Source organism: Ensifer sp. LBL (assembly GCF_050435225.1).
Classification (GTDB): domain Bacteria; phylum Pseudomonadota; class Alphaproteobacteria; order Rhizobiales; family Rhizobiaceae; genus Ensifer.
The window spans coordinates 363990-387326 of the sequence record NZ_JBNDJY010000001.1 but is presented as its reverse complement, the minus strand read 5'-3'; the positions used below and the strand labels follow the sequence as shown (position 1 = coordinate 387326).

At 63.4% G+C, this 23337-nt stretch carries 27 protein-coding genes; 17 read left to right on the top strand and 10 right to left on the bottom strand.

Annotated elements, in window-relative coordinates; genetic code table 11:
• Nucleotides 1-24 precede the first annotated feature (24 nt).
• Nucleotides 25-393 (top strand): winged helix-turn-helix transcriptional regulator, encoded by a 369-nt coding sequence (locus tag OKW20_RS01885; RefSeq protein ID WP_371258899.1) that lies wholly within the window; start codon nt 25-27, stop codon nt 391-393.
• Between the two features lie 61 nt (nt 394-454).
• On the opposite strand, the gene OKW20_RS01880 is transcribed toward OKW20_RS01885, so the two are convergent.
• Nucleotides 455-1333 carry a VOC family protein gene (locus OKW20_RS01880; protein ID WP_429169838.1) on the bottom strand — a complete coding sequence of 293 codons (879 nt, stop codon included), beginning with the start codon at nt 1331-1333 and terminating at the stop codon, nt 455-457.
• A gap of 300 nt (nt 1334-1633) precedes the next feature.
• Between OKW20_RS01880 and OKW20_RS01875 the strand changes: the two genes are divergently transcribed.
• The gene (locus OKW20_RS01875; protein ID WP_043620117.1) at nt 1634-2056 is read left to right on the top strand and encodes a universal stress protein; all 423 of its coding nucleotides are present in this window, start codon (nt 1634-1636) and stop codon (nt 2054-2056) included.
• A 65-nt stretch (nt 2057-2121) separates the two neighbouring features.
• On the top strand, nt 2122-2466 hold the full coding sequence (locus tag OKW20_RS01870) for a TraR/DksA family transcriptional regulator (RefSeq protein WP_043620115.1): 345 nt from the start codon (nt 2122-2124) through the stop codon (nt 2464-2466).
• A gap of 2 nt (nt 2467-2468) precedes the next feature.
• On the opposite strand, the gene OKW20_RS01865 is transcribed toward OKW20_RS01870, so the two are convergent.
• On the bottom strand, nt 2469-3248 hold the full coding sequence (locus tag OKW20_RS01865) for a GNAT family N-acetyltransferase (protein WP_429169837.1): 780 nt from the start codon (nt 3246-3248) through the stop codon (nt 2469-2471).
• Here OKW20_RS01865 and trhA point away from each other — a divergent pair.
• Nucleotides 3183-3839 (top strand): PAQR family membrane homeostasis protein TrhA, encoded by a 657-nt coding sequence (gene trhA, locus OKW20_RS01860; protein ID WP_043620113.1) that lies wholly within the window; start codon nt 3183-3185, stop codon nt 3837-3839. The two genes, OKW20_RS01865 and trhA, sit on opposite strands and share 66 nt — an antisense overlap.
• A gap of 7 nt (nt 3840-3846) precedes the next feature.
• On the opposite strand, the gene OKW20_RS01855 is transcribed toward trhA, so the two are convergent.
• The 3 genes from OKW20_RS01855 to OKW20_RS01845 all read right to left on the bottom strand — a co-directional run bounded on the left by OKW20_RS01855 (nt 3847) and on the right by OKW20_RS01845 (nt 6562).
• Nucleotides 3847-4371 carry a hypothetical protein gene (locus OKW20_RS01855; RefSeq protein ID WP_429169836.1) on the bottom strand — a complete coding sequence of 175 codons (525 nt, stop codon included), beginning with the start codon at nt 4369-4371 and terminating at the stop codon, nt 3847-3849.
• A gap of 106 nt (nt 4372-4477) precedes the next feature.
• Nucleotides 4478-4885 carry a peptide-methionine (R)-S-oxide reductase MsrB gene (gene msrB, locus OKW20_RS01850; protein WP_043620111.1) on the bottom strand — a complete coding sequence of 136 codons (408 nt, stop codon included), beginning with the start codon at nt 4883-4885 and terminating at the stop codon, nt 4478-4480.
• Nucleotides 4886-4969: 84 nt separating this feature from the next.
• Complete coding sequence (locus OKW20_RS01845) at nt 4970-6562, bottom strand: EAL domain-containing protein (protein ID WP_402323084.1); 1593 nt, start codon at nt 6560-6562, stop codon at nt 4970-4972.
• A gap of 421 nt (nt 6563-6983) precedes the next feature.
• On the opposite strand from OKW20_RS01845, the gene OKW20_RS01840 reads away from it, so the two are divergent.
• From OKW20_RS01840 to mucR, 8 genes are all read left to right on the top strand, one after another.
• Nucleotides 6984-9344, top strand: coding sequence for a putative monovalent cation/H+ antiporter subunit A (locus OKW20_RS01840; protein WP_429169835.1), 2361 nt, complete (start codon nt 6984-6986; stop codon nt 9342-9344).
• A complete protein-coding gene (locus tag OKW20_RS01835; RefSeq protein ID WP_192447473.1) occupies nt 9341-9760 on the top strand; it encodes a Na(+)/H(+) antiporter subunit B in 420 nt (139 codons plus the stop codon). Before OKW20_RS01840 ends, OKW20_RS01835 begins: the two co-directional genes overlap by 4 nt.
• Nucleotides 9760-10137 carry a Na+/H+ antiporter subunit C gene (locus OKW20_RS01830; RefSeq protein ID WP_043620105.1) on the top strand — a complete coding sequence of 126 codons (378 nt, stop codon included), beginning with the start codon at nt 9760-9762 and terminating at the stop codon, nt 10135-10137. Before OKW20_RS01835 ends, OKW20_RS01830 begins: the two co-directional genes overlap by 1 nt.
• A 7-nt stretch (nt 10138-10144) precedes the next feature.
• The gene (locus OKW20_RS01825) at nt 10145-11707 is read left to right on the top strand and encodes a Na+/H+ antiporter subunit D (protein WP_429169833.1); all 1563 of its coding nucleotides are present in this window, start codon (nt 10145-10147) and stop codon (nt 11705-11707) included.
• Nucleotides 11704-12180 (top strand): Na+/H+ antiporter subunit E, encoded by a 477-nt coding sequence (locus OKW20_RS01820; RefSeq protein WP_429169832.1) that lies wholly within the window; start codon nt 11704-11706, stop codon nt 12178-12180. Before OKW20_RS01825 ends, OKW20_RS01820 begins: the two co-directional genes overlap by 4 nt.
• Entirely contained in the window at nt 12177-12560 is a 384-nt protein-coding gene (locus tag OKW20_RS01815) for a cation:proton antiporter (protein WP_429169831.1), read from the top strand. The genes OKW20_RS01820 and OKW20_RS01815 overlap by 4 nt, the downstream gene beginning before the upstream one ends.
• A 14-nt stretch (nt 12561-12574) precedes the next feature.
• Nucleotides 12575-12916, top strand: a complete 342-nt coding sequence (mnhG, locus tag OKW20_RS01810; RefSeq protein WP_043620151.1) for a monovalent cation/H(+) antiporter subunit G — start codon at nt 12575-12577, stop codon at nt 12914-12916.
• Between the two features lie 401 nt (nt 12917-13317).
• Nucleotides 13318-13749 (top strand): exopolysaccharide biosynthesis transcriptional regulator MucR, encoded by a 432-nt coding sequence (mucR, locus tag OKW20_RS01805; protein ID WP_043620098.1) that lies wholly within the window; start codon nt 13318-13320, stop codon nt 13747-13749.
• A 204-nt stretch (nt 13750-13953) separates the two neighbouring features.
• Here the strand turns inward: mucR and OKW20_RS01800 are convergent, their stop codons facing one another.
• From OKW20_RS01800 to OKW20_RS01785, 4 genes are all read right to left on the bottom strand, one after another.
• Entirely contained in the window at nt 13954-14559 is a 606-nt protein-coding gene (locus tag OKW20_RS01800; protein ID WP_429169830.1) for an isocitrate lyase/PEP mutase family protein, read from the bottom strand.
• Nucleotides 14560-14578: 19 nt separating this feature from the next.
• The gene (locus OKW20_RS01795) at nt 14579-15001 is read right to left on the bottom strand and encodes a SufE family protein (protein ID WP_429169829.1); all 423 of its coding nucleotides are present in this window, start codon (nt 14999-15001) and stop codon (nt 14579-14581) included.
• 173 nt (nt 15002-15174) lie between these two features.
• On the bottom strand, nt 15175-15900 hold the full coding sequence (locus OKW20_RS01790) for a hypothetical protein (RefSeq protein WP_429169828.1): 726 nt from the start codon (nt 15898-15900) through the stop codon (nt 15175-15177).
• Between the two features lie 182 nt (nt 15901-16082).
• Nucleotides 16083-16529, bottom strand: coding sequence for a DUF5330 domain-containing protein (locus OKW20_RS01785; protein ID WP_402323075.1), 447 nt, complete (start codon nt 16527-16529; stop codon nt 16083-16085).
• Nucleotides 16530-17172: 643 nt separating this feature from the next.
• On the opposite strand from OKW20_RS01785, the gene OKW20_RS01780 reads away from it, so the two are divergent.
• The 4 genes from OKW20_RS01780 (at nt 17173) to OKW20_RS01765 (ending at nt 21098) form a co-directional block, all read left to right on the top strand.
• Nucleotides 17173-18738: a sensor histidine kinase gene (locus OKW20_RS01780; protein ID WP_429171123.1), complete on the top strand. Its 1566-nt coding sequence runs from the start codon at nt 17173-17175 to the stop codon at nt 18736-18738.
• A complete protein-coding gene (locus tag OKW20_RS01775) occupies nt 18710-19672 on the top strand; it encodes a peptidoglycan-binding domain-containing protein (protein WP_429169827.1) in 963 nt (320 codons plus the stop codon). The genes OKW20_RS01780 and OKW20_RS01775 overlap by 29 nt, the downstream gene beginning before the upstream one ends.
• A gap of 78 nt (nt 19673-19750) precedes the next feature.
• Nucleotides 19751-20110: a DUF1491 family protein gene (locus OKW20_RS01770; RefSeq protein WP_429169826.1), complete on the top strand. Its 360-nt coding sequence runs from the start codon at nt 19751-19753 to the stop codon at nt 20108-20110.
• A 64-nt stretch (nt 20111-20174) separates the two neighbouring features.
• Entirely contained in the window at nt 20175-21098 is a 924-nt protein-coding gene (locus OKW20_RS01765; protein ID WP_429169825.1) for a MerR family transcriptional regulator, read from the top strand.
• Nucleotides 21099-21168: 70 nt separating this feature from the next.
• Here OKW20_RS01765 and OKW20_RS01760 read toward each other — a convergent pair whose 3' ends face one another.
• Complete coding sequence (locus OKW20_RS01760) at nt 21169-22242, bottom strand: DUF2336 domain-containing protein (protein WP_429171121.1); 1074 nt, start codon at nt 22240-22242, stop codon at nt 21169-21171.
• Nucleotides 22243-22535: 293 nt separating this feature from the next.
• Between OKW20_RS01760 and OKW20_RS01755 the strand changes: the two genes are divergently transcribed.
• A complete protein-coding gene (locus OKW20_RS01755; protein ID WP_429169824.1) occupies nt 22536-23240 on the top strand; it encodes an SH3 domain-containing protein in 705 nt (234 codons plus the stop codon).
• Nucleotides 23241-23337: the final 97 nt, after the last annotated feature.

Genomic DNA, 23337 nt, shown 5'->3' with positions numbered 1-23337 from the left:
CATGGTTTCCGCCCGGAAACCGCGATGGGGTGCCCGATGGAGTACGACGTCTATATCCAGACCTGTCCGACCCGCCTGGTGCTGGACAGGCTTGCCGACAAGTGGGCCGTGCTGGTGCTCGGAAAGCTCGATGAACAGCCGGTGCGCTTCAACCAGTTGAAGCGCGAGATCGACGGCGTCTCGCAGAAGGTGCTGTCGCAGACCCTGAAGAAGCTGGAGCGGGACGGGCTCGTCAGCCGCAGCGTCTTTGCGACGGTGCCGGTGACGGTGGAATATGCGATCACGCCGCTCGGCCGCACGCTGACCTCGACGGTCGCGGCGCTGACGCGCTGGGCGGAGGAGAACATAGAGGCCGTGCTGCAAGCCCAGCAAAAATACGACCGCAGCGCCTGAGGCGGCTGCGGCCGGCAAGTTTGCCACGGGCGCAAAGGCGCCTGTGGCCTGGGAGAGAGGATCAGGCGACGAGCTTGAGGCCGATGCCCCAGGGATCGACGAGGGTGTGGCCACTGCCGTTGCGGCTGACGGCGATTTCCAGCGCTTCGAGCTTCGCAAGCGCTGCCGTGAGTTCAGCCGGCTCCTTGTACTGGATCGTGTAGTCCGACAGTCCTGTCATGTGGCCTTCACGTTTCGGCGCGCCGCGCGAGTTCCAGATGTTGGCGGCGACGTGATGGTGGTACTTGCCCGCGCCGAAGAAGCTCGCACCGGGATAGCGTGCCATCAGCCCCAGGCCCAGCACATCGCGGAAGAAGGCGTCCGCCTGAGGAATATCGGAAACCTGCAGGTGGATATGGCCGATGGCCGTCCCGTCCGCCATGCCGCCCCAGTTGTCCTTGGGCGCTTCGTCGTAGAGCGCCTGCAGATCGAGCGGCAGCGTATCCATGCCGACGGTCCCATCCTGCTTAAACGTCCATTCGGCCCGCGGTCGGTCGCGATAGACTTCGATGCCGTTGCCTTCGGGATCGGCGAGGTAGATCGCCTCGCTGACCAAGTGGTCGGACGCGCCCTGCAGCCGGACATTGTTGTGTGCGACATGGGCGAGCCAGCGGCCGAGTTCTTCGCGGTTCGGCACGAGAAAGGCGTTGTGGAACAGGCCGGGCGCGTTGCGCGGTGCTCGCGCGGCGTTGCCCTCGGTCGTCAGCGTGAGCAGCGGGCGGCCGTTGACGCCGAGCGTCTCGCCGCTCTTGCTGGCTTCAATCGGGCTGAGGCCCATGATCTTCTGATACCAGGCGGAAACGGCCGGCAGGTCCTGGACGACCAGATGCGCATGCTCGACATGCGCGGGCATGGCAAGCGCATGGTCGGTCGGCATGTGGAAAGTCTCCTGCGAGGTCATATCGGTCTCCTTGGCATCGAAGCTACGGCCGGTTCGCCGTTTCAGTTTCGTCGAAACTGCTCGGAATATGGGCCGCCTCGTTCGTTCACGGAAGACTGTCAGTCACTTGATGTTGTGTTCGACGCGCGTTGACAGTGATTGTCGTCGCCCTACCTCATTTCGAGTGGGGCCATGCGCGCGCAGCGCTTTCGATTTGATTTCAATCAAAGCCGAAGATGCCGTCGAGGCGCAATCTTGAGACGAGGGATTGGCCTGTGGCAGCAGCCTGGCGATCCGCGTGGGCAACAGAAGGAGTACAGCATGTACAAGAAGATCATCGTCCCGATTGCCATGGATCAGCTCGAACACGGCGAGTCCGTGCTTGGCATTGCCGAAAAGCTGATCGATGAAGGGGGCGAGATTATCCTGCTCAACGTCGTCGAGGACCTGAACGCCTATGCGCAAGGCTACATGATCGTCGACTTCCCGCTGGAAATGGTCGAGGAATCCCGCAAGCAGGCGCTGAAGACGCTCGAGGCGCTTAAAACCAAGCACGGGATCAAGGGCCGCATCGAAATCCGGACCGGCGGGGCCGCCGGCACCATCAACGCCTTTGCCAGCGAAGAAAACGCCGATCTCGTCATCATCGCATCCCATCGGCCGGGCCTCATCGACTACTTCATCGGATCGACGGCAAGCCGGGTCGTCAGCCATTGCCCCTGCGCCGTTCTCGTCGACCGGTAAGCCACGAACAACAAGAGCGCATGCGGCGCGTGACCTTCGCGCCGCCACCGCCAAGGAGTCTTCAGATGGACAAACATGGGCTTGACGACTTTCACGACCGCCTGACCCGTCGCAAGGCCGAGCTGCAGGGGCGTCTGGTCAAGATCGAGCACGATCTCGATGAGCCGATGAACGCTGATGTCCCGGACCGGGTGACCGAGCGGGAAGGGGACGAGGTGCTCGAAGGCCTTGGCCTTGCGGGCCAGGAGGAAATCCGCGGGATCGACGCCGCGCTCGATCGGATCGCCGCCGGCACCTTCGGAACCTGCGTGCGCTGTGGCCTGCCGATTTCGGCGGCGCGCCTGCAGGCCGTGCCTCATGCCCCGCTCTGTCAGGACTGCGCCGCCGAGGTCGCCCGCGGCGGGCGGTAACGTCAGGCGGTCCTGCCGCTTCCCAAATCCACTTTCAGCCGGGGCAGGAACCGCCCGGGGATCACGCTCGACGCGACGACCCCGTCATCGACGGCCCCCATGCGGCGGTAAAAGTCGGCCGCACCGGGGTCCGCGTCGATCGTCATGACCGTTGCACCACGCATGCGCGCCGCGGCGACGCACCAGTCGAAAAGCCGTCGGCCAATGCCTGCCGCCCGTGCTTCCGGTTCGATGAACAGCTTGTCGAGTTCGACGTGGTTGCCGCTCCCGCGGACCTGCGCCAGGCCGACGATGCGTTCGCCGTCCGTGGCCACCTGCAGGTCCGAATCCGTCCAGTCGTCGGCCGTGAGCGTCAAGGCCGGTCGGCATGCTTCAAGAAAAGCCTCGTCATAGCCCCAAACAGCCTTCGATCGCAGGCAGAGGTCGCTGAGCACGTCCGCTTCTTCCGGCTGAGGGGTGCGCAAGACTGACATGATGATCCTCCCGATCGGCGTGTTCCGGCCGTTCATGTGGTCATCGCCGTGGCCTTGGGCAAGTCTCCTTCCAAACTTCGCAGATTTGTTATGGCATTGTTGTAATGCGTTGCAAAAGTTGATGCTTTTGCCGCGCCGCTCCTTCTTTGCGGCGGCGAAGCCTTGTGGCAGTGTGGTGGAAACGTTGTGGTGCGACGGGCATGCGCGCTGCTGGAGAAGAAAAAGCTCGGGGAGAGGGAAGACGTGGAGTTCGCAGGCGTCAAATGGAACTATGACCGCTCGGAACTGATTGCCGACGGCATCGTTCATGGCATCGGCCTGGCGGCTGCACTGGTTGGCGTGACCGCGCTGATCTTCTACGCAACGCTATGGAGCACGACCGGGCAGCTCGCCGCCGCGGCCGTCTATGGCGCGGGGCTGCTTGCGACCCTCTCGATCTCCTTTCTCTATAATCTCTACCCGGTTTCACGCACCAAGTGGTTCCTGCGCCGCTTCGACCATTCCTCGATCTTCGTGCTGATTGCCGCCACCTATACGCCGTTCCTGCAGCGTGGCCTTGATGATCCGTTCCTGTTCGTGATGCTGATCGGCATCTGGGCGATCGCCGGTCTTGGCGTCGCCATCAAGTGCCTCTTTCCGGGGCGCTTCGACCGGCTGGCGATCCTGCTCTATCTCGCCATGGGCTGGAGCGGCGTGCTCGCCGTCGGCCCACTGCTGTCGGCGCTCACGGCGACGACGCTCGTGCTGATCCTGATCGGCGGCATCATCTATTCAGCCGGCGTGATCTTCCATGTGTGGGAAAAGCTGCGCTTCCAGAACGCCATCTGGCACGGCTTCGTCGTAACAGGAGCGGCGGTGCACTATTCGGCCGTGCTGACCTGTTTCAGCGCCGCGTCCTGAGGGGCGATCAGTTCGGCGCTTCGCCGGCCGCCGCAGCGATCGGTGGATGCTGACAGCCTTCCGAAGGCCTCAGGGCCTCCGCCATGCGCGAAATCACGCCGTCGAAGCTGGTGAGCCGGGTCTTGCGGTACTGCAGGCGGAAATAGGCGGCGCTGCCGTCGCAGAGCGCGATGGCGCGGGTATAGAACACCTCGTCACCGCGCGCGCCCGAGAAACTCGCCCAGGCCGCCGTCACGCGGGAATAGGAAATCCGCCAGTCACCCTCCCGCTCGTAACCCATGCGGTCGTTGACGTCGGTCTCGAAGTCACCGTCCATGAGCGTGCTGCCGAAGACCGAAAGGGTCGCGCCGTTGTCGCTGGCATGAAAACTCGCGCCATCGCCATTATCGCCCTCGCTCTGCAGTTCGAAGCCGGGCGGAATGTCGAGCACATAGCCAAATCGGGCGTTGGCGTAGGGAACCCAATCCTCTGCCGCCGACGTCGTCAGGGCGGAAGGGAGCAGCAAGGCGAGGGCAGTCAGGATGCGTAGCATGCGGACCTCCTCTCGCTTGCTCGATCTATTACTTCTAGCGCGGTTGGCGCCACGGGGCGGTTCCCGGCGGAACAGCACCCCATGCCACTCCTTCCAGGCTCCGGTGTCAATCCTCGGTAAACGTCATCGCATGGCCGTTCAGGCAATAGCGCAGCCCCGTCGGCGGCGGGCCGTCGGGAAAGACGTGACCGAGATGGGCGTCGCAATCGGCGCAGCGGATTTCCGTGCGCACCATGAAGTGGGAGCGGTCCTCGATCTCGCGGATCGCCTGATCGTCGATCGCGGCGAAGTAGCTCGGCCAGCCGCAACCGGAATCGAACTTGGTGTCGGAGCGGAACAGCGCCCGGCCGCAACAGACGCATTCGTAGGTGCCGGTTTGTTTGTTGCTGAGGAAAGGACCGGTGAACGGACGCTCGGTGCCCTGCTGTCGCGTGATGCGATACTGCTCCGGCGAGAGCTGCGCCCGCCACTCCGCATCGGTTTTCACCACTTTCGGCGTCTTTACGGTCGTCATGAAAGTCTCCTGTCGTTGCGGCGACTATATAGGAATGCGCGACCGCGCGCGCAAACATCGCCAGCGCCCGTTCCGTGACGGACCTCAAGCGATTTCGCGGCGGATCACCGCCGGCCCGGCGCCGAGCCTGCGTTTGCTGTCGTTGTAAAAGGCGATGAACTCGGCCGCCGGCAGCGCCTTGGAGAACAGCCAGCCTTGGCCGTATTGCACGCCCCGCTCGATGAGATAGTCGGCCTGTTCCTGCCGCTCGATCCCCTCGGCGACGATGTAGAGATCGAGCGATTTGGCGATGTCGATGATATGGGGTGTGATCGAGCTGGTGGCCGAATCCGTGCCGATCGTGTCGATGAAGGACTTGTCGATCTTCAGCGCATCGAGCGGAAGCTCCTGCAGGTATTGCAGGCTCGAATAGCCGGTGCCGAAGTCGTCGATGGCCACCGAGTGGCCGCGCCGGCGCGCTTCCTCGATCGTCGTCCGGGCGGATTTCACGTCCATGAAGCCGCGTTCGGTTGCCTCCAGCCAGATCTGTTCCGTGATTATGCCGGTGTTTCGAAGCGCCGTCTCGATCACCGGAAGGATGCGCCCGGATTTCAGATCGTCGGCAGCGAGGTTGATGGCGATGTGCAGCGAGCGGTCTGCGACGAGCACGCTCTTCAGCTCGGCGATCGTCGCATAGAGAACCTGATCGGTGATCTCCTCGATCAGCCCGTTTTCCTCCGCAAGAGGGATGAAGAGATCCGGCCGGACCATCTGCCCATCCGGCCGCCGCCAGCGCACCAGAGCCTCCGCGCCGACGCAGATACCGGTCTTGAGCTCGATCAGCGGCTGGTAGTGCACGATGAACTCGCGCCGATGCACGGCAATCGAAAGCTCGCCGAGCGGCGACAGGCGACGCCGGGACAGCCAGACGACGAGGCCGACCATCAGCGCCGCGACCAGCGCCCCGCCCGGCAGCAGCAACAGGCGTTCCCGATCCATGTCGCTGAGAATGGCGATACTGGGCGCAGTGGCAACCGCGATCCAGTTGGCGTCCCGTGACGTTGCAAAGAGGTCGTCGGCATTGCTGCCGGTCTTCGGAAGATCGGCAAGCTGCTCCGTGAGCCGCGGGTCAGGATCGTTGAGGGTACTGACCAGCACGCCGTTTTTGGTGGCGACGGCAAGCCGGGTGCCGGGCTCCGCGATCACGTCCACGAAACGGACCGGGTTGGTCAGCACCGTATAGGAGCGGTACCGGAACGCCGTCATGGGCGCGCCGGTGCTGATTGTCGGATACATCCGCGGGATGACCTCGACGCCGTTGCTTGCGAAGAAATCGGCCGGTGGTGCGCGGGTGAGGCGGCGCGGCGGGTAGCCCCACGAGGTGCACCTGAGCAGCCCGTTCTCGAAATAGCCGATGTCCTCGATGGCGGTGGTGTTGACGACCAGCGAGCGCAGCGCCGCGATATGGGTGGCCATGCATGGCGGAAGGTCGAGCCGGTCGGCTGTCTTCAGCGCCCGCGACGCCTCATCGAGCGCGGCGTCGGCGCGCATGATGGCATAGTCGGCGAGGCGGGCAAGCCGTGCCTGCTCGCTACGCACGGCGATCGACCAGGAAAGGTAATAGGCCGCCAGCATCGGCAGGATCGCGCCGAGGGCAGCCAGGATACTGGCGATGACGACTATGCGAGATCGTTCCAAGCGGGTCCCGCCCATTCGATGTGTGGTCTTCTGTTTCGTGCCTGCCGCTAGCGACTGCGGCACCGGCAACCGCGTCTCAGCCGTTGCAAGGTCTGCCGGCGTCGTCGTCGCGTCTGTTCATTCTGAATTGAGGGTGTCTGCAAATACAACTATCACGTCTTGCAGTTCGGTTTCCAGAATGTTCGATCGATCCCCCGCCACCCGATGAAGATGTTGCTAACAGCATTTTAATTGTTGTTGGCGGCCGCCGCCTAAAGCGCGCGAATCTGGTATTGCAGGGGCTCCGCTTCGGTTCGTCCGGCCGAACTGGCAGACACATAACGCCGATTTTATCTGGATAAGGCTTGAGACCCCAACACCCTTCTTTTATGTCGGGGGTTCGATCGATTATACGATGAATTAGAAGGAGCAGGCCTGGACGATGGATGTTGCGGCCCTGACATTTCTGGCCCTTGCACTGCCTTTCGTCGCGGCATTGCTCGCGCCGCTTCTGACGCGCCTTCTCGGCCACAATGCGGCCTGGGTGCTTGCGCTGTTCCCCTTGGGCGTCGTTCTGCACTTCGCCGGTTTCTGGCCGGAAGTGGCCAAGGGCGAGGTGGTTACGGGCGGTTACGCCTGGATACCCTCGTTCAATGTCAGCTTTTCCTGGCTGATCGACGGGCTGTCGCTGACATTCGTCCTGTTGATTGCCGGCATCGGCATGCTGATCGTGCTTTATGCCGGCGGCTATCTGAAAGGCCACCCGCAGCAGGGACGGTTCTTTTCCTTCATCCTGATGTTCATGGGCTCGATGCTCGGCCTCGTGGTCTCCGACAGCTTCCTGATGCTGTTCGTGTTCTGGGAACTGACCTCGATCACCTCGTTCCTGCTGATCGGTTTTGATCATTCGCGTGAGGCGGCGCGGCGCGCGGCCCTGCAGGCGCTGGTCGTGACCGGGGGCGGGGGCCTGTTCCTGCTCGCCGGACTGCTGATCATCTGGAACGTCAGCGGCGTCACTCAGCTCTCGCTGCTGTCGGCCTTCGGGCCGGAGATGCGCGAAAGCCCGTTCTATCTGGCGGCACTCCTTCTCGTTCTCGGTGGCGCTTTTACCAAGTCGGCGCAGTTCCCCTTCCATTTCTGGCTGCCGAACGCGATGGAAGCCCCGACGCCCGTCTCCGCCTACCTGCACTCGGCGACCATGGTGAAGGCTGGCGTATACTTGCTGATGCGGCTGAACCCGGTGCTCGGCGGCACGCCCGAGTGGCAGATCCTTCTGCCGCTCTTCGGGGGTGCGACGCTCGTCATTGGCGCGGCTCTTGCCTGCCGCCAGACCGATCTGAAACTGATGCTCGCCTATACGACGATGGCGTCGCTCGGCCTGCTGGTCATGCTGATCGGGCTTGACGTGCCCCATGCGATCGAAGCGGCGGTGCTCTACCTCGTCGCCCATTCGCTGTTCAAGGGCGCCCTGTTCATGGTCGCCGGCATCATCGATCACGAGACCGGCACGCGCGACGTGACGAGGCTCGGGGGCCTTCGCTCCGCCATGCCGCTCACCTTCGTCATCGCGCTTGCCGCGGCGTTCTCGATGGGCGGGCTGGTTCCCTTCTTCGGCTTCATCGCCAAGGAGGAGATCTACTACGCTCTCTCCGGTTTTGATCGCCGTTCCCTGGTCTTTGCCGCAATCGCGATCCTCGGCAACGCGCTGATGTTCGCGGTGGCCTTTGCAGTCGCGCTGAAGCCGTTCATCGGCGCCAAGGTCGAGACGCCGAAGGCGGCGCACGAGGCGCCGATCCTGCTCTGGCTCGGCCCTGCGCTGCTCGCGGCGAAGGGGCTCTCCGCCGCCTTGCTTTCGGGGCTGACGCACGAACTGGTATCGGCGCCGATGGCGTCGGCGGTTGCCGGCGAGCCGCGGGCGGTGACGATATCGGTCCTTCCTCACGTTGGCCTACCCTTGATGATGTCGATCGCGACCGCCGTAATCGGCATCGGCTTCTATCTGAAGCTTGACCGCGTGCGCGCCTTCATGGCGACGATCCTTTCCGATATCGGCTGGGGTCCGGATCGCGGCTTCGATCAGTTCATTCGCGGGCTCGTCCGTTTCTCCGTCGCGCTGACGCGACGGCTGCAGTCGGGGCGCCTCGAAGTCTACATGACCGCCACCTTCATCCTGGTTGCCTTCGTGCTCCTGGTCGTGCCGATCGCCTATGGCGAGTTCCCGCGCGCGCCGTTCTTTGCCGCAGACGTGCCGCTGCATGAACTGGCGATCATGGCGATCGCGGTCATCGGCCTCGTCGCGGTGGTGCTTGCCGCCGACCGGCTGACCGCCATCGTCTCGCTCGGCATCCAGGGCTTTGCCGTCGCCGTCATCTTCCTCCTCTACGGCGCACCGGATCTGGCCTTTACCCAGTTCATGATCGAGACGCTTTCGGTTGTCGTGCTTGCGCTGGTGATGACGCGGCTCCGGCTTTCGCCGTCGGACCATCGTCCGCTTGCGCAGAAGATCCCGGATCTCGCCATCGCACTCGCCTGCGGTCTTGGCTTCGGGCTGATGCTGCTGAAGGTGACGGGGGTGCCCTTCGATACGACGCTCACCGACTTCTTCAACCTCTATTCGAAGTCGATCGCCCACGGCGCCAATGTGGTGAACGTCATCATCGTCGATTTCCGCGGCACGGACACGCTCGGCGAGATCGCCGTGGTGATGGTCACGGGCCTTGCGATCCTGTCGCTCGTTCGCCTGAGGGCAGGTTCGCTCCGGCGTATCGCCGATAACGATCCGGATGCGGAGGAGGGCGCATGAAATCGGTGATTTTCCGCGCCGTCGCGCCGTTCCTGACAAGCCTGATGGTGTTGTTTTCGATCTTCGTCCTGTTGCGCGGCCACAACGAGCCGGGCGGCGGTTTCATCGGCGGCCTCATCGCGGTGTCGGCGCTGGCGATCTACGGCATCGCCTGCGGCGTCGAGACGGTGCGTCGTGCGATCTATTTCCACCCGATGGCGATTGCCGGGGCGGGCCTCCTGGCCGCGACGGTCGCCGGCCTGGTCTCTATCGCCGCCCGCGTGCCCTTCATGACCGGCCTGTGGATCTATCCTTCGGTGCTCGGCCTGGAAGTGCCGCTCTCGACGGTGATGCTGTTCGATTGCGGCGTCTATCTGGTGGTCGTCGGCGCGATCAGTTCGATTGCGCTTTCGCTCGAAGAGCGGGGAGGCGAGTAATGGAGGCCTGGTTCGCTCTGCTTGTCGGCATCTTCTTCACGGTCGCCGTCTATCTGCTCCTGTCGAAGTATATCATCCGGGTGCTGCTTGGCGTCGCCATCCTCGGCAATGCCGTCAACCTCTTGATCTTCACCGGCGGTCGGCTGACCCGCGGCGTGCCACCGGTCGTCCCTGGCGATCAGAATGCGCTCGTCGGTCCCGCCGCCAACGCCCTGCCGCAGGCGCTGATCCTGACGGCGATCGTCATCTCCTTCTCCTTCTTCGCGTTCCTGCTGGTTCTCGCCTGGCGGGCCTACGAGGAGCTGCAAACCGACAACACCGACGAGATGCGCGTTGCCGAGCCGAAGGACGAGCCGGCCCCGCCGCTTGGATACTGACCGACCCATGGCCGCTACAACCTCTCTTCCCGCAGATCTCTCCGCCGCGCTCGTGCTCGAGCCCGTCGCGTCTGCCGACTGGCTGGTGATCCTGCCGGTTGCCTGGTGCCTCGCAATCGGCGCGCTGCTCGTAATGCTGCGCCGGAAGATCGATTGGCATCCCTACGTCGCCGTTGCCGGACTGGCCGGGCTCGTTATCATCGACGTGCTTCTTCTGCGCCATGTCCTTGCAAGCGGACCGGTAACGATGGTGATGGGGCGCTGGCTGCCACCCTTCGGCATTGCCTTCACCGTCGACCTGACCGGCGCGCTCTTTGCGCTCACCGCCTCCGTCGTGGCGCTAGCAGGCGGCATCTATTCGCTTGCCGATATCAACGACAGCGGCCGGCGCTACGGCTTCTATCCGTTCCTGATGCTGCTGATGGCGGGGGTGTCCGGCGCCTTCCTGACCGGCGATGTCTTCAATCTCTACGTCTGGTTCGAGGTGCTGCTGATCTCGTCCTTCGGCCTGATCGTGCTCGGCTCCGAACGCGAGCAGATCGACGGCGCGGTGAAGTACGGCTTCCTCAACCTCGTTGCGACCACCCTGTTCCTGATCACCACAGGGTATCTCTATGCAAGCTTCGGCACGCTCAACATGGCCGACATCGCCCGCAAGGCCGAGGGGCTCGCGGGCACTGCGCCGCTGATGACGCTGACGGCGCTGTTCCTGCTTGCCTTCGGCATGAAAGCCGCAGCCTTCCCGGTGAATTTCTGGCTGCCGGCCTCCTATCATACGCCGCGCGTGGTGGTCTCGGCCCTGTTTGCCGGCCTTCTCACCAAGGTCGGGATCTACGCGCTCATCCGCGTCACCGTCATGCTGCTGCCGGTCGAGCGCGAGGAACTGAGCTTCGTCATCGCCATTGCCGGCGCGCTGACGATGCTCGTCGGCGTGCTTGGTGCGCTGGCGCAGTCGGACTTCCGCCGCATGCTCGGCTATCTCGTCGTCTCCGGCATCGGCTCGATCCTTGCCGGCGTCGCCGTCGGCGGCCCGGGCGGTATCGGCGGCGCGATCTTCTATGCGCTGCATTCGATGCTCGTCATGACCGCGCTTTACCTCGCGTCCGGTGTCGCAGCGAGGCTTGGCGGCAGCTTCTCGCTTACCTCGCTGGCAGGCCTCTATCGCCGCCATGCCGGTTTCGCGGCGCTGACGCTCATGCTGGCCTTCGCCGTCTCCGGCCTGCCGCCGTTCTCCGGCTTCTGGCCGAAGGTCATGCTGGTCAAGGCGGCGCTCGATATCGGCGCCTGGTGGCTGGCAGCCGTGCTGCTTCTGACCGGCTTCCTGACGACCATCGTCACCGGCCGTTTCTTCCTGCTCGCCTATTGGCGCGATGCGGGGTCCACTGAGGGCGCCTCTGCGTCCGCGACGATCGCGCCGGCGGCACTATTGCCGCTTGCCGCCTTGACTGTGCTGGCGCTCGCCATCGGTCTTTATCCCGAGCCGCTGCTATCCATGGTTCAGAATGCTGCCGCGGGCCTTTCCGAACCGTCGGCCTACCTGAACTCGGTCTTCCCGGGAGGTGCCCCGTGACCAAGTTCCTGACCATCAATCTCGTGTTCACGGCCATCTGGGGCGCGATCAGCGCCAGCTTCTCGCCGGCCAACCTGATCCTCGGTTTTGCCGTCGGAGCGTTGTCGCTCTTTCTCATCCGGCGCGAGCTTGAGCCCGTTGCCTACCCGGTGCGCCCGATCAAGCTCTTCCTGCTGACCGCGCTGTTCTTCAAGGAACTGGCGATCTCGGCGACCAAGGTCGCCTTGTTGGTCATCCAGCCGAAGATGGTGCTGAAGCCGGGCATCTTCGCCTATCCGCTGACGGTCAAGAGCGACTTCGAAATCGCGCTGCTGGCCAATCTCATCACGCTGACGCCGGGAACACTGTCAGTTGACGTCTCCGACGACCGCCGGACGCTCTATGTCCATGCGCTCGACTGCGCCGATCCGGGCGGCCTCAGGCGCGATATCGCCAATGGCTTCGAGCGACGGATCAAGGAGGCATTCGAATGACCCTGTCGGCGCAGATTCTCGCCCTTGCCACCGGCTTTGCGTTTGTCGTCCTGTCCGCAGCGCTCCTGATAACGGTCTGGCGCATCATTCGCGGGCCGACGCTGCCGGACCGCGTGCTCGGCCTCGATATGCTGGTCGCGATCGCCATCGGCCTCATCGCCGTCGTTGCCATCCGCACTGGCTTCAACCTCTATATCGACATTGCCATCGCGCTCGGCCTTGTCGGCTTCCTGGCGACGGTTGCTTTTGCTCGCTTCGTGCTGGCGCGCGGCCTATCGCCCGAGAAAGCCGTCGCCGACGGACGCGTGCCGCAGGCCAAAGGCGGGTCCGCGCCAAGGGGCAAATCGACGCAGCGCAAGCGCAAGGGAGGACGCCGATGAGCCCGGTGCTCGATATGGCCGTTACCCTGCTGGTTGCCGTCCTGTTGGTCGGCGGTGCGATCTTTTCGCTGCTGGCGGCGATCGGCATCGTCCGTTTCCCCGATCTCTATACGCGCATGCATGCGGCCTCCAAGGCCGGAACAATCGGATCGGGCCTGTTGCTTCTGGCCGCGGGCGTGCATTCTCTCGATCCGGCTATTTTGATTCGCGCGCTTGCAGGCTTCTTTTTCTTCGTTCTGACTGCGCCGATCTCGGCTCATCTCTTGGCAAAAGCCGCACATCAGGCAGGTTACAGGCTGACTAAGCTGTCTGTCATAGATCAGCTTCCGCAAAAGGAAGAGCCGCGTCGCGACTGATCGACGACAGTTCTGAAACTGTATTTCAGAACATTACGATCGAGTGTGGCCATTTTAGCAATTTGGAGATAAACTTGCTAAGTGCCGCTAAATTTATGTTTGGACATTTCGCGCATCGATGTTAATCGAGTAAATGTAAAGTGTCGTCGTGGAAAATACTTTGATCTGAAATTCCAGCTTGAGTTGTGAATGTTGATCGTTGCTTTGAGAGTTCGGTCGTCACCGGTGACTCGGCAGCAGGTTTTGTAATCAAGTTCCAGCTCTTGATATCGCGGCCGGTGTTTCTCCTTGCCGCGTTGATGGTCCATCCCAAGGCAGCCAAGGCTTCCTGACGGCTCTTGCAAGCGTTCCTCCCCCGAAACGCCGTTTCGGGTTGTGCTTAAGTCCGATAGGAGAAAGAAATGACTGAAACAGCGCTTGGCGCGAGCCATGAACTTCTGGTTGAGCTGACGGCGGAAATCGTTGCCGCCTACGTCAGCAATCATGTGGTTCCGGTCGCCGAGCTTCCCACGCTGATCGCAGATGTGCATTCGGCGCTGAACAACACGGCGGCTCCCGCGCCGGTCGTCATTCCCGTCGAAAAGCCGAAGCCGGCCGTATCGGTTCGCAAGTCCGTTCAGGACGACCAGATCACCTGCCTCGAATGCGGCGGCACCTTCAAGTCGCTGAAGCGCCACCTGATGACCCACCACAATCTGTCGCCGGAAGAATACCGCGAGAAGTGGGACCTGCCGACCGATTACCCGATGGTCGCGCCCGCCTATGCGGAAGCACGCTCGCGCCTCGCCAAGGAAATGGGCCTCGGCCAGCGCCGCAAGCGCCGCGGCAAGTAAAACTGGTCGTCCCGCTGAAGATGCGGGCAGCCCGTGATGGCTGCCTGGCCGTGAGCGGGAAAATTCAATCACGATGGCCGGGCCTCTGCGCCCGGCCATCGTGTTTCAGTCGCCTGGTCCACGGGCGCCCGCCACAAATGGATGCAGCATCTCAACGTATCATGACCGCCCTTGGCGTCTGATGCGTGGGGCATCCAGCGCGGTTCAAAAATATGCATTGATCTCCGGGTATGGCGCCGCATGCTCAAAGAGCGCCTCGGACCGCCCATCAGCGAGGAAGTTCGTCACCAATGTCGACGTCTGCAGCCACAACGTCTGGGGAATCCATGACCCGACGCTGATCCGAGAAACACCAAGCTCGGATAGTTCAGTGGCGGCAGGCAGGCCGGGCCAGGCAATGACGTTCAGCAGGAGTTCGGTGCCTTTTGCGATTTCACGAATCTCGGTGCGATCGGTCACCCCGAGCACGAACAAGCCGTCGGCTCCCGCGTCCCGGTACTGCCTGCCGCGGGCAAGCACCTCCTTCACACGGTCGCTGGCGGCTGCGAGTGCTCGCGCGTAAACGTCCGTGCGCGCGTTGATGTAGAGTCTGATGCCAAGCCGCTCCGCCGTCTCTCGGGCCTGCTCGATCTTGCGGCAGAGCAGATCCGGCGTGCCGGCGCCATCCTGGATGTTGATCCCAACCGCGCCGGCCTCGATGAAACGAGCGGTCGTCCCGGCGATCTCCGCCTCGTCATCGGTGTAGCCCGCTTCAATGTCGACGCTGAGCGGCACACTGATGACGCGGGCGATTGCTGCGACGCTTGCCATGCTCGCCAATGTCTGCGCGTCAGGCCGCCAGGCGAAGCTCCGCCTCGTTCTTGATGCGGCGGATCATCGAGCGCAGGCCGTTGGCGCGCTGGGTCGAAAGGTGTTCGATCAGGCCGATCTTGCCGAAGGTGTCGATCGCGTCGATCCTGGCGATTTCGGAGGCATGCTTGCCGGAGTAGATGGCCAGCACGATCGCGACGAGCCCGCGCACGATATGGGCGTCGGATTCGCCTTCGAAGTTGAGGACGGGATCCTCGGGATTGCCGGCCGCATTGGTCACGAGCCACACCTGGCTGGCGCAGCCCTGAACCTTGTTTTCCTGCGTGCGCTTGGCTTCAGGCATCTCCGGCAACGCCTTGCCGAGCTCGATCACAAAGCGATAGCGATCCTCCCATTCTTCAAGAAAGGCGAAATCGTCGATGATCTGGTCGAGCGTCGTCATGGTCCGGTCCATTCGTCGGGTGATTATAAACTCGCCGGCCCTTGCCGCGAACACTTTCATCCCTGTTCTTGCCCGCCGCCGTCAGGCGCTCGGGCTTTCAGCCATCATATAGGCGATGGCAGAGCCATTGAGAACCGGCAAATGTGCGACGGATACGGCAACCGCTTTCCCTGTCAGACCGAGATACTTGTCGGGATGCTGAGGGAAACGGTCGTGCCACCGCCGGCGCCCTCGATATTGCCGGTGGCGGCCGAAAGCGCCTGGCCGGCAGTACGGGCCTCATCCGCATCACGGCCGGATCCCTTGGCGCGCAATTCCTGCTCCGCCTTGCGCAGCAGTTGCTTCACCTGTTCGGCAACGGATTTGAGTTCGGCTGCCACCTTCGCCACGGGATCGGAGCCGTCGTTATCCCCGCCGAATTCGCGATAGGCGCGTTCGGCAAAGCTTGCCGGTCCCGATGAGGGCTCAGCCTCACTGTCAGCCGCGGCGGCATCGGCTTGCGCGCCGGACGCGTCCGCTTGCCCGCTACCGGCATCGGCAAGCTCGGTAGCTGCCGTGGAGGCCGCAGCCGCGGCGGATGAGACGCCGTTGACAGCTCCCCCGCCGCCGGCGCCGGCCAGTTGCTGGGCGGCCGTGCCGAGCTGTTGTGCAAGCTGCTTGGCAAGCCTTGCAAGCGTTTCCGGGTCCGATGCGAAGAACCGGAGCATTCGGAGCTGCTCCTTGACTTCGTCGAGCTTCTTCTTGACGGCAGCAGCGCGGTTCGCAGCACTTTCGTCGTCGCGGCCAAGAAGCAGGGCGGTTGACGCAGGGCTCTTGCTTTCGCCCACTGTTCCGGGGGCGGCGCCGGACGTTGCCGGGCGTGTCACGCCAGCGTTCGAGAAAAGCCCATAGATCTGCATTGTCTGCCTCCGCCTGTCGGTGCGGCGGACCTAAACAGGCAGGGCTTGCGTGTGGCTGTGCGGCGAGAAAATCAGCGGTTGCGGGCGCAAAAGAAAACGCCGCGAGGGGATGGGTTCCTCGCGGCGGCCGCAACAGGACGGCAAGTCAGGCAGTAAGTCAGAAATGTGCGGAAGGGGTGCTGTTACTGGATAACGGCAGCCTTGGGGTCGAGGCGCTTTTCCGGAACCGGGGTGCGCTTGAAGACGGGTTCGGCGTCGATGGTGCTGACCTCGGTCGCCGGAGCCGCCACATCCGCCGCCGGCGTGACCGTACCGGTCGTCACCTTGGCATCCGGCGTCGTTGCATCGGTTTCGGCAAACTGGGTATCGAGGAATTCGTAGGCGATGCGGGCGCCTTCGCGGGCCCGGTGACCCAGGGCAACGAAGGTTTCGGCACCCTTCTCGCAGACATCCGGCTTCTGGATGCAGATGGCGCTGATGTACTGGAACGCCTCATTGGCAGCGGAGAAGGTGTCGCCCAGTTCTACTTTCGGGGCGTGTTCGAGTTTCTGCGCGCTCGAAGGGTCGAGGAATGGCAGCAACACCAGCACCAGCGAAAACCAGAATGTCGCCTTGATGAGAAACCACATGTTCTGCCCATCCTTCGTTCGGCTGCCGCGGCCCGCCAGTCTTGTAGCCGGCTTTTGCACCTTCGGCATCCCGCAGCGCCGTGGTATCCCCTGATACCCGTTCACGCCACCTTCTAAACCTTAGGAGCCTGCCGGCGTTCTCTTGGTGCCCGGCCCCTTGTTGAGATCGACATTACGGTGGGAATCACAAGACGGCTTTTCGAAATCGAGCGGCATTTGCTTCAAATTTTAATGAAATGCCGGTGTCCGGCGATTTGCGGGGGCATTTGTGTCGCATTTTAGCGTTTGCCGTTAAGGTTCGTGGCAGAGCCGCGCGCGGCAACCCCGAAGGCAGCGGGAATCGCACCGCAAAACCCGCGCCACAATCGTTAACACAGTGCAGAAAATGCACAGAAATCCGCTGCTTACGCCCCATTAACCACAAGAAATGAAGGTCGCCCGATTTGGCTCAAAACGGGATTTTTCGACCGTTTCGCACGGTTCCAGCACGGCCGCGTTTATTCTTTCATTAAGCCGGGGATGCGAGATTCCGACATGTCACGAGGCGGCTTGAGTCTCGATCCAAAGGGTCGTGAAAACACAGAGTGTCGGTCTCGCAAGAACAACAAATGTAGCAGGGTAAAGCGTGAGCGTATTGCGTAACATGGCTGGCAGATGGACGTCCCGTGTGGACGAGGTCGCGGCCCTGTGGCTTCCCCGTCGTGAAGCGTCTTCGCCGGCCGACCTCCGCCATGCGAAGCGCCTGCGTACTCTCGCGGCTGTTTCCTTGACGGCTCTGCCGGTGGTGCCGCTTGCCCTGTCGCTCGCCATGCCCGTGTCTTCGGCTCTCCCTCTGGGCACCGCTCTTTGGGCCTCGGCCTCGCTGCTTGCGGCCGCTGGCGCGATTGTTCGCGGCCGCGCGCCGGAAGAGGTGGCCGCCGTATCGGATCCGGTCGTGCCGGACCTCTCTGCCGCCTATGACCTCTTTGCGGGCCTGGTGACCGTGCACGATCTGCGCGGCAACGTGCTGTCCGTCCATGGCCGCGACGCGGCCGAGCATCTGACCCTGATGCGCGATCCGGCGGGACGCGGTTTCATCGAGCAGATCCACGTTTCCGATCGCATCACCTTCCTGAGCGCGATCGACATCCTTCGCCAGGGCGGCGACCGGGCGACGGTCGACATCCGCATCGAGCGGCGCACGTTGCCGATCGAGGGCGAACAGTTCGTTTACATGTCCTGCGAGCTGGCGCCGCTGCGCGACGACAATGGTCGCCTGGTCGCGATCCTCGCCCAGTCGCGCGATGTCTCGCAGGAAGCGGGCCTGCGTGCCGAAGCTGCAGCCAGAACCGCTGAGGCGGTATCGGCAAACGATGCCAAGACTCGGTTCCTGGCCGCCGTCAGCCACGAACTGCGCACGCCGCTCAACGCCATTCTCGGCTTTTCGGACGTGCTTGCAGGCGAGTATTTCGGCAAGCTCGAGAACGATCGCCAGCGCGAATATGTGGGCCTGATCCACAAGTCCGGCGAGCACCTGCTTTCCGTCGTCAACACCATGCTCGACATGAGCAAGATCGAGGCCGGTCGCTACGAGTTGATGCCCGAGCCCTTCGGTGTCGCCGAGGCGGTTTCCGCCTGCGAGGCGATGCTGTCGCACCAGGCCACGGAAAAGGGCGTCAAGCTCGCAAGCCGCATCACCCGCGGCATCGGCGAGATCAACGCGGACCAGCGCGCCTTCCAGCAGATCCTCATCAATCTGGTCGGCAACGCCGTCAAGTTCACCGATCAGGGCGGCGTCGTCACGATCGACGCCGAGGCAGACGGTGGGATGCTGAAGCTGTCCGTCAGCGATACCGGCATCGGCATTGCGGCCGACAAGCTGGCGCTGCTTGGTCAACCTTTTGTCCAGATCCAGAACGACTATACTCGCCGCTACGAAGGCACCGGCCTTGGCCTCTCGCTGGTCAAGGGCCTGGTTGCGCTGCACGGCGGAGAGCTTTCCATCCGCAGCCGCGAGGGCGAGGGGACCGTTATCGTCGTCACGCTGCCGCGCGATGGCTCCGGTATCGCCTGCGCGGAGCAGGAAGAAGCACGTGCGCCGGTGACGGTGGAGTTTCCGCCGCGCCTAAAGGATTGTGATGTCGCCCCGGCCGCCGAAGGGGGGCGGTTCGAGGGGAAAAGTTTGAACGAGGAACGGGGATATGGCGCCGCGCAAGCGAAAACAGCCTGAACGGAAGAAGGCCGCGCGGCAAACGCCCGGCCTGGCCGTGCGCGGGCTGGTCCTTGCCGGACGGGGTGCTGGGCTTGCCGGTCGTCTGATGGCGCGCCATCCGCTGGTGTCCGGCGGCTCGGCCGCCTTTCTCGTCGTGTTCTCTTTCGTTGCTGCTAATGCCATGTGGTATCAGCACGGCACGCACCCGTCGCCGCTTCTGCGCACCCGCGTTCCGCTTGTCAGCGCCGAAACGGCGCAGCGCATCGCGATCGCCAAGGGCGAGGAGATCGAGCCGCGAAAGGTAACCACCTTCGTCATCGAGCGCGAGGGTGAGGCAAAAGCTGAAAACGTCGAGGATGTGATCGCGGCTGCATCCGCGGATCCGCAGTCGGAAAAGCCGTCGCCCGAACGGGTGGCGAGCGTGCCGGATCCGGCGCAGTCGAAGCTTGTCTCGGAGATCCAGAAGGAACTGGGCCGCATCGGCCTTTATGACGGCGCGCCGGACGGACGGAGCGGCCCGCGGACGGCTGCGGCGATCCTCCGCTTCGAGGAGCGGGCGGGCCGCACGGGGACCGGCGCGGCGAGTGTCGAGCTGCTCCAGGTCTTGAGATCTGCACCGGCTGAAAAGGCTGCCGCGGTTCCGGCTGGACGGCCGCTTTCGGAAGCCAAGGGCGGCGGCGTGGAGATTGATCCGGTCGCTGCAGCCATCCGCTCGGCCGAAAAGGAAAGCACCTTCGTTCCGCGTGCGGAAATTCCGGTGTCGAGCGAACTGGTGCTGAACATCCAGAAGGGTCTCAGCAACCTCGCCTATGCGGACGTGGCGGTCGACGGCGTTGCCGGAGAGCAGACGCGCGCAGCGATCCGCCACTTCGAAAAACATTACCGCCTGCCGCAAACCGGCGAACCCAATCCGCAAGTGCTGAAGAAGCTCAAGGAAATCGGCGCGCTCTGACGCGTTTCACGCGCGCTCACCCCTGTCGTCGCTCAGGCGCGATTTGCCTCCTTCGCCGCGCGCGTGTATCAGCCTCCCATGCGCCTGAAGTCCCATATCTTCGTCTCGTCCCTGCTGCGTCGTGCGTTTTCGCTCGGTGGCTATGCGGCGGTGCTGCGCAAGGGAGCGGAGGACGCTGGCGCAATCTTCATTCGCCAACGGACGCGGGTGGGTACCGAGACGCTCTTTGCCCCGGCGCCGCAGAACTTCTTCGCCGACGAGATCGATCTCGGCCGCAAGTTCGAGGTGCGGCTGCAGGACAGCGACGCCGAAAAGGTCGATGCGGCGCTTGCAAGCGAGATCCGCTTCGATCCGGATTGCTGGATCGTGGAGATCGAACTGGACGACCGCGGCGACCTGTTCGAGGTCGTTGCCGACGATGGCAAAGGCCGACCCTGACACCTCTTGCCGATTGCGCCGGCCTGCTTGACTCTCCACTTGGTGGAGGCCGTAGGACGCGTTCATGGACGATCAAATCTTTTCGATAGGCGAAGTTTCGAAGCTGAGCGGCATACCGGTCCGGCGGCTTCGGTTTTACTCGGACAAGGGGTTGCTGCCACCCTCCGCACGGACGGAGAGCGGCTACCGCATGTATTCCGGGGCCGACCTGGCGCGGCTAGACCTCGTGCTTGCCCTGCGTGAAGCGGGCGTGAGCCTCACGGACATCGGCAAGATCCTGGCCAATAGAACCTCGCTTGCCGACGTTCTGGCGTTGCGGCTTCGGACGCTCGAAACGGAGATCCGGTCAAAGCGACGGATCGCCACGGCCCTGCGAATGGCTTTGAAGATCCATGAACCCTCCCCAACGGATCTCAGGAGATTGTGGACCGTGACCAGGATTTCAAAGACGGAATTTCGTGCCGCGCTCGAGCGTTTCTATGATGACGTCGCCGGCGGCGCGCCGATGGAGGCGGCGTGGAAAAAGAAGATGATGGATGCCGGTACGCCGGATCTGCCCGAAGACCCGACAGCCGAACAGATCGACGCCTGGTCGGAACTGATGGAGATGCTGTCCGACAAGGCTTATGCCGCCGAGATGCGCGCCCACATGTCGAACCTGTGGACCGAGGAATTCGACCCCGCCGCCTACGCCCAGGCGGCGGACGCCACTTTCGCGCGGGTGAGGGCAGCAATCGACAATGGCCTGGGGCCTCAGTCGGCCGTCGCCAGAGAAATCGCCGCCGACTGGCTGGCGCAGTCGGCAAGGGCGATGAAGCGGGCGCCGGATGAGGCTTTCCTGGATTGGCAGCTCGAACAGTACCGCAAGCACCACGCGCGTTCGGCGCGTTACCAGGAATTGATGGCAATACTGCAAGGGCAAGCGCCGCAGGCCCCGACCGGTCGTGAGTGGAGTTGGATCATCGACGCGATGAAACAGCTCTTCTAGGGTAGGGACCTCGGCTCCATTGGGCCGACATTGCCGGACACATCTCGCGTGGCGTGGGCGGAAGCATGTATCAGCCGCGGCGGCGGCCAAACAGTCGCTGCGGCTGCACGTTGACGGACGTGGCTGCAACCTTGCGCGCGCCGACGTGGCGCGTGTCGTTGGCGGTGTTCTCGGCAAAATAGGCTTCGTGCCGTGCCGCGGGCGTAGCTTCTTCGGCTTCCGCCTTGAGCCAGGCATCCAGTTGCGCGCGGCAGGCGCTGCGGTCCATGGCGCCGATCAAGGCTGCCGCATGGCTGGTGTCGCCAAAGGGCTCGCGAAGATGCGGATAAAGGGCCTGAAGCACGAAACCGGCATCGGCCGCCTCGATGTCGAGCGCGACCAGGCTCGTTGCCAGCAGCTGTCCGGAAATATCGAGCAGGATACGCTCGACCTGCGCATCCCTGGTGTCGAGGGCCTGGCCGAGGACACGCGAAAACAGGATGATCTCGCCGCTCCTGGCAAAGCGCACGAGCAGTGCAGCCATGACGTCGGTAATCGTCGTCGACGACGGCGTCTGTGGAATATCGCGCGAACGGGCGCCGGCAAGTGCCTTGATCTCGCGGCGAAGCGCTTCTTCGCGCGCCGAGCGCAACGAGGCGGCCTCGTCTTCCTGGCTCGTTTGTTCGGCTTCTGCCGCGTTCACGGCGCTGCTGCGCGCTGCCAGTCCCGGCGGGTTGTGATGTTCGACGAGCGCATCGACGACGAGGGGGGAGAGGTTCGGGCGGCGGCCGATGGCGGCCGCATGTTCCGGCCCGCGCTCGCGGATGATCGTTATCAGCGTCCGGTCCGCGATGGCCTTCGAGCGGGTCAGGAAAATCGCTGCGATGGCAATCGGCATGCCGCCGATCAGTGCTGCGACAGTCTCCGGAATTTGCTGGCATTGCGAAAGGGCTGCTGCGGCCTGGCGGCGGGCTTCGTTGCTGGAGCCGAGGAACAGCGGCTCGAACAGCTCGGCAAATTGCTTCATGTCGGACTTGCGAGGGAAACGCAGGCTTTCGAAACCGGTGACGGTCGCCATCAGGACGACGTCCTTCAAGCGGCCAGTCTGTGGCCTTTCCAACTCACGAAAGCGATCCGTCACGATAATTCCCTGCACGCAAAACATGATCGCCATTGCCGGCGATCCGGAACGGCACACGTCGCAAAAATTAGAAGAAAAGCGTTAGCGCACTGTTAACTATGGATGTTGGAGCTTTATTCAGGCTTGCGGCACCCCCAGGGCGCGCGATGCGCCCATGGATCGCGCTATCGCACGGCAAAACTCGGGGACATCCGCAGCCATAGCCTTAAAAAATCCACATGCTGTCATGAGTTATCGCGGCGACGGTGAAGGGCCCGGACGCCCGCCGACGTTTGGGGCCATGTGAAGAGGGGCCTCTCCATGGGAGATATGGAACTGTGAAGAAATTTATTCTGCGCGTAGCGGCGGTCTGCGCGCTCCTTGTGGCCCCGGCGATTGCGCAGGCTGCCGAGGGTTTTGCCACCGCCAACGTCAACATGCGCTCCGGCCCGAGCACGCGCTACCCGGCGGTATCGATGATCCCGGTGGGCGAATCAGTCGAAATCCACGGCTGCCTTGCCGACCTTCCCTGGTGCGACGTGTCGTTCTACGGCGGTCGCGGCTGGGTTGCCGGGCGTTATGTCCAGGCCGACTATCGCCGCAACCGCGTCTATGTCGAGCCGCGCTATTATCGCCCGCTCGGCATTCCGACTGTCGTCTTCCAGTTCGACAGCTATTGGGATCGCAACTACCGCGGCCGCGACTTCTATCGCGAGCGCGACCGTTGGCGGCGCGGACCGGATTGGGTCGATGACCGGCGTGATCGCCGCGACTGGGAGCGGCAGCGCGAGCGCGACCGCCGTGACTGGGAGCGCGATCGCCGAAAGGAACAACGCGACTGGGAACGCAGGCAGCGCGACGAGGACAAGTGGCGCGACGACGACTGGCGCCGTCAGCGCACGGAACGCGAGGACCGCCGTGACTGGGAACGCCGCAGCGATGGCGGCGTGCGCGTTCGGCAGGACGACGGCACCGTCTATGAGCGCGCCCGCCCGGCTCCGATGGTGCGTTGCCAGATCGACGATCCCTACTGCGAGAACTGATCCGGGCGCCACGCATCGGCGCGGCCCGGTGTGATGAAAAGTCTGAATGGAAAAGAGCGGGCGGCCCTGGTCGCCCGTTTTGCGTTTCGCAAGACCC

Excerpts from the sequence above, each read along its gene's own strand:
- OKW20_RS01885 (WP_371258899.1), top strand. The coding sequence starts at position 25 with ATGGGGTGCCCGATGGAGTACGACGTCTATATCCAGACCTGTCCGACC.
- OKW20_RS01880 (WP_429169838.1), bottom strand. The coding sequence starts at position 1,333 with ATGACCTCGCAGGAGACTTTCCACATGCCGACCGACCATGCGCTTGCC.
- OKW20_RS01875 (WP_043620117.1), top strand. The coding sequence starts at position 1,634 with ATGTACAAGAAGATCATCGTCCCGATTGCCATGGATCAGCTCGAACAC.
- OKW20_RS01870 (WP_043620115.1), top strand. The coding sequence starts at position 2,122 with ATGGACAAACATGGGCTTGACGACTTTCACGACCGCCTGACCCGTCGC.
- OKW20_RS01865 (WP_429169837.1), bottom strand. The coding sequence starts at position 3,248 with ATGAACGATGCCGTCGGCAATCAGTTCCGAGCGGTCATAGTTCCATTT.
- OKW20_RS01855 (WP_429169836.1), bottom strand. The coding sequence starts at position 4,371 with ATGCTACGCATCCTGACTGCCCTCGCCTTGCTGCTCCCTTCCGCCCTG.
- msrB (WP_043620111.1), bottom strand. The coding sequence starts at position 4,885 with ATGACGACCGTAAAGACGCCGAAAGTGGTGAAAACCGATGCGGAGTGG.
- OKW20_RS01840 (WP_429169835.1), top strand. The coding sequence starts at position 6,984 with ATGGATGTTGCGGCCCTGACATTTCTGGCCCTTGCACTGCCTTTCGTC.
- OKW20_RS01835 (WP_192447473.1), top strand. The coding sequence starts at position 9,341 with ATGAAATCGGTGATTTTCCGCGCCGTCGCGCCGTTCCTGACAAGCCTG.
- OKW20_RS01830 (WP_043620105.1), top strand. The coding sequence starts at position 9,760 with ATGGAGGCCTGGTTCGCTCTGCTTGTCGGCATCTTCTTCACGGTCGCC.
- OKW20_RS01825 (WP_429169833.1), top strand. The coding sequence starts at position 10,145 with ATGGCCGCTACAACCTCTCTTCCCGCAGATCTCTCCGCCGCGCTCGTG.
- OKW20_RS01815 (WP_429169831.1), top strand. The coding sequence starts at position 12,177 with ATGACCCTGTCGGCGCAGATTCTCGCCCTTGCCACCGGCTTTGCGTTT.
- mnhG (WP_043620151.1), top strand. The coding sequence starts at position 12,575 with ATGGCCGTTACCCTGCTGGTTGCCGTCCTGTTGGTCGGCGGTGCGATC.
- mucR (WP_043620098.1), top strand. The coding sequence starts at position 13,318 with ATGACTGAAACAGCGCTTGGCGCGAGCCATGAACTTCTGGTTGAGCTG.
- OKW20_RS01800 (WP_429169830.1), bottom strand. The coding sequence starts at position 14,559 with ATGGCAAGCGTCGCAGCAATCGCCCGCGTCATCAGTGTGCCGCTCAGC.
- OKW20_RS01795 (WP_429169829.1), bottom strand. The coding sequence starts at position 15,001 with ATGACGACGCTCGACCAGATCATCGACGATTTCGCCTTTCTTGAAGAA.
- OKW20_RS01790 (WP_429169828.1), bottom strand. The coding sequence starts at position 15,900 with ATGCAGATCTATGGGCTTTTCTCGAACGCTGGCGTGACACGCCCGGCA.
- OKW20_RS01785 (WP_402323075.1), bottom strand. The coding sequence starts at position 16,529 with ATGTGGTTTCTCATCAAGGCGACATTCTGGTTTTCGCTGGTGCTGGTG.
- OKW20_RS01780 (WP_429171123.1), top strand. The coding sequence starts at position 17,173 with ATGGCTGGCAGATGGACGTCCCGTGTGGACGAGGTCGCGGCCCTGTGG.
- OKW20_RS01775 (WP_429169827.1), top strand. The coding sequence starts at position 18,710 with ATGGCGCCGCGCAAGCGAAAACAGCCTGAACGGAAGAAGGCCGCGCGG.
- OKW20_RS01770 (WP_429169826.1), top strand. The coding sequence starts at position 19,751 with ATGCGCCTGAAGTCCCATATCTTCGTCTCGTCCCTGCTGCGTCGTGCG.
- OKW20_RS01765 (WP_429169825.1), top strand. The coding sequence starts at position 20,175 with ATGGACGATCAAATCTTTTCGATAGGCGAAGTTTCGAAGCTGAGCGGC.
- OKW20_RS01760 (WP_429171121.1), bottom strand. The coding sequence starts at position 22,242 with ATGTTTTGCGTGCAGGGAATTATCGTGACGGATCGCTTTCGTGAGTTG.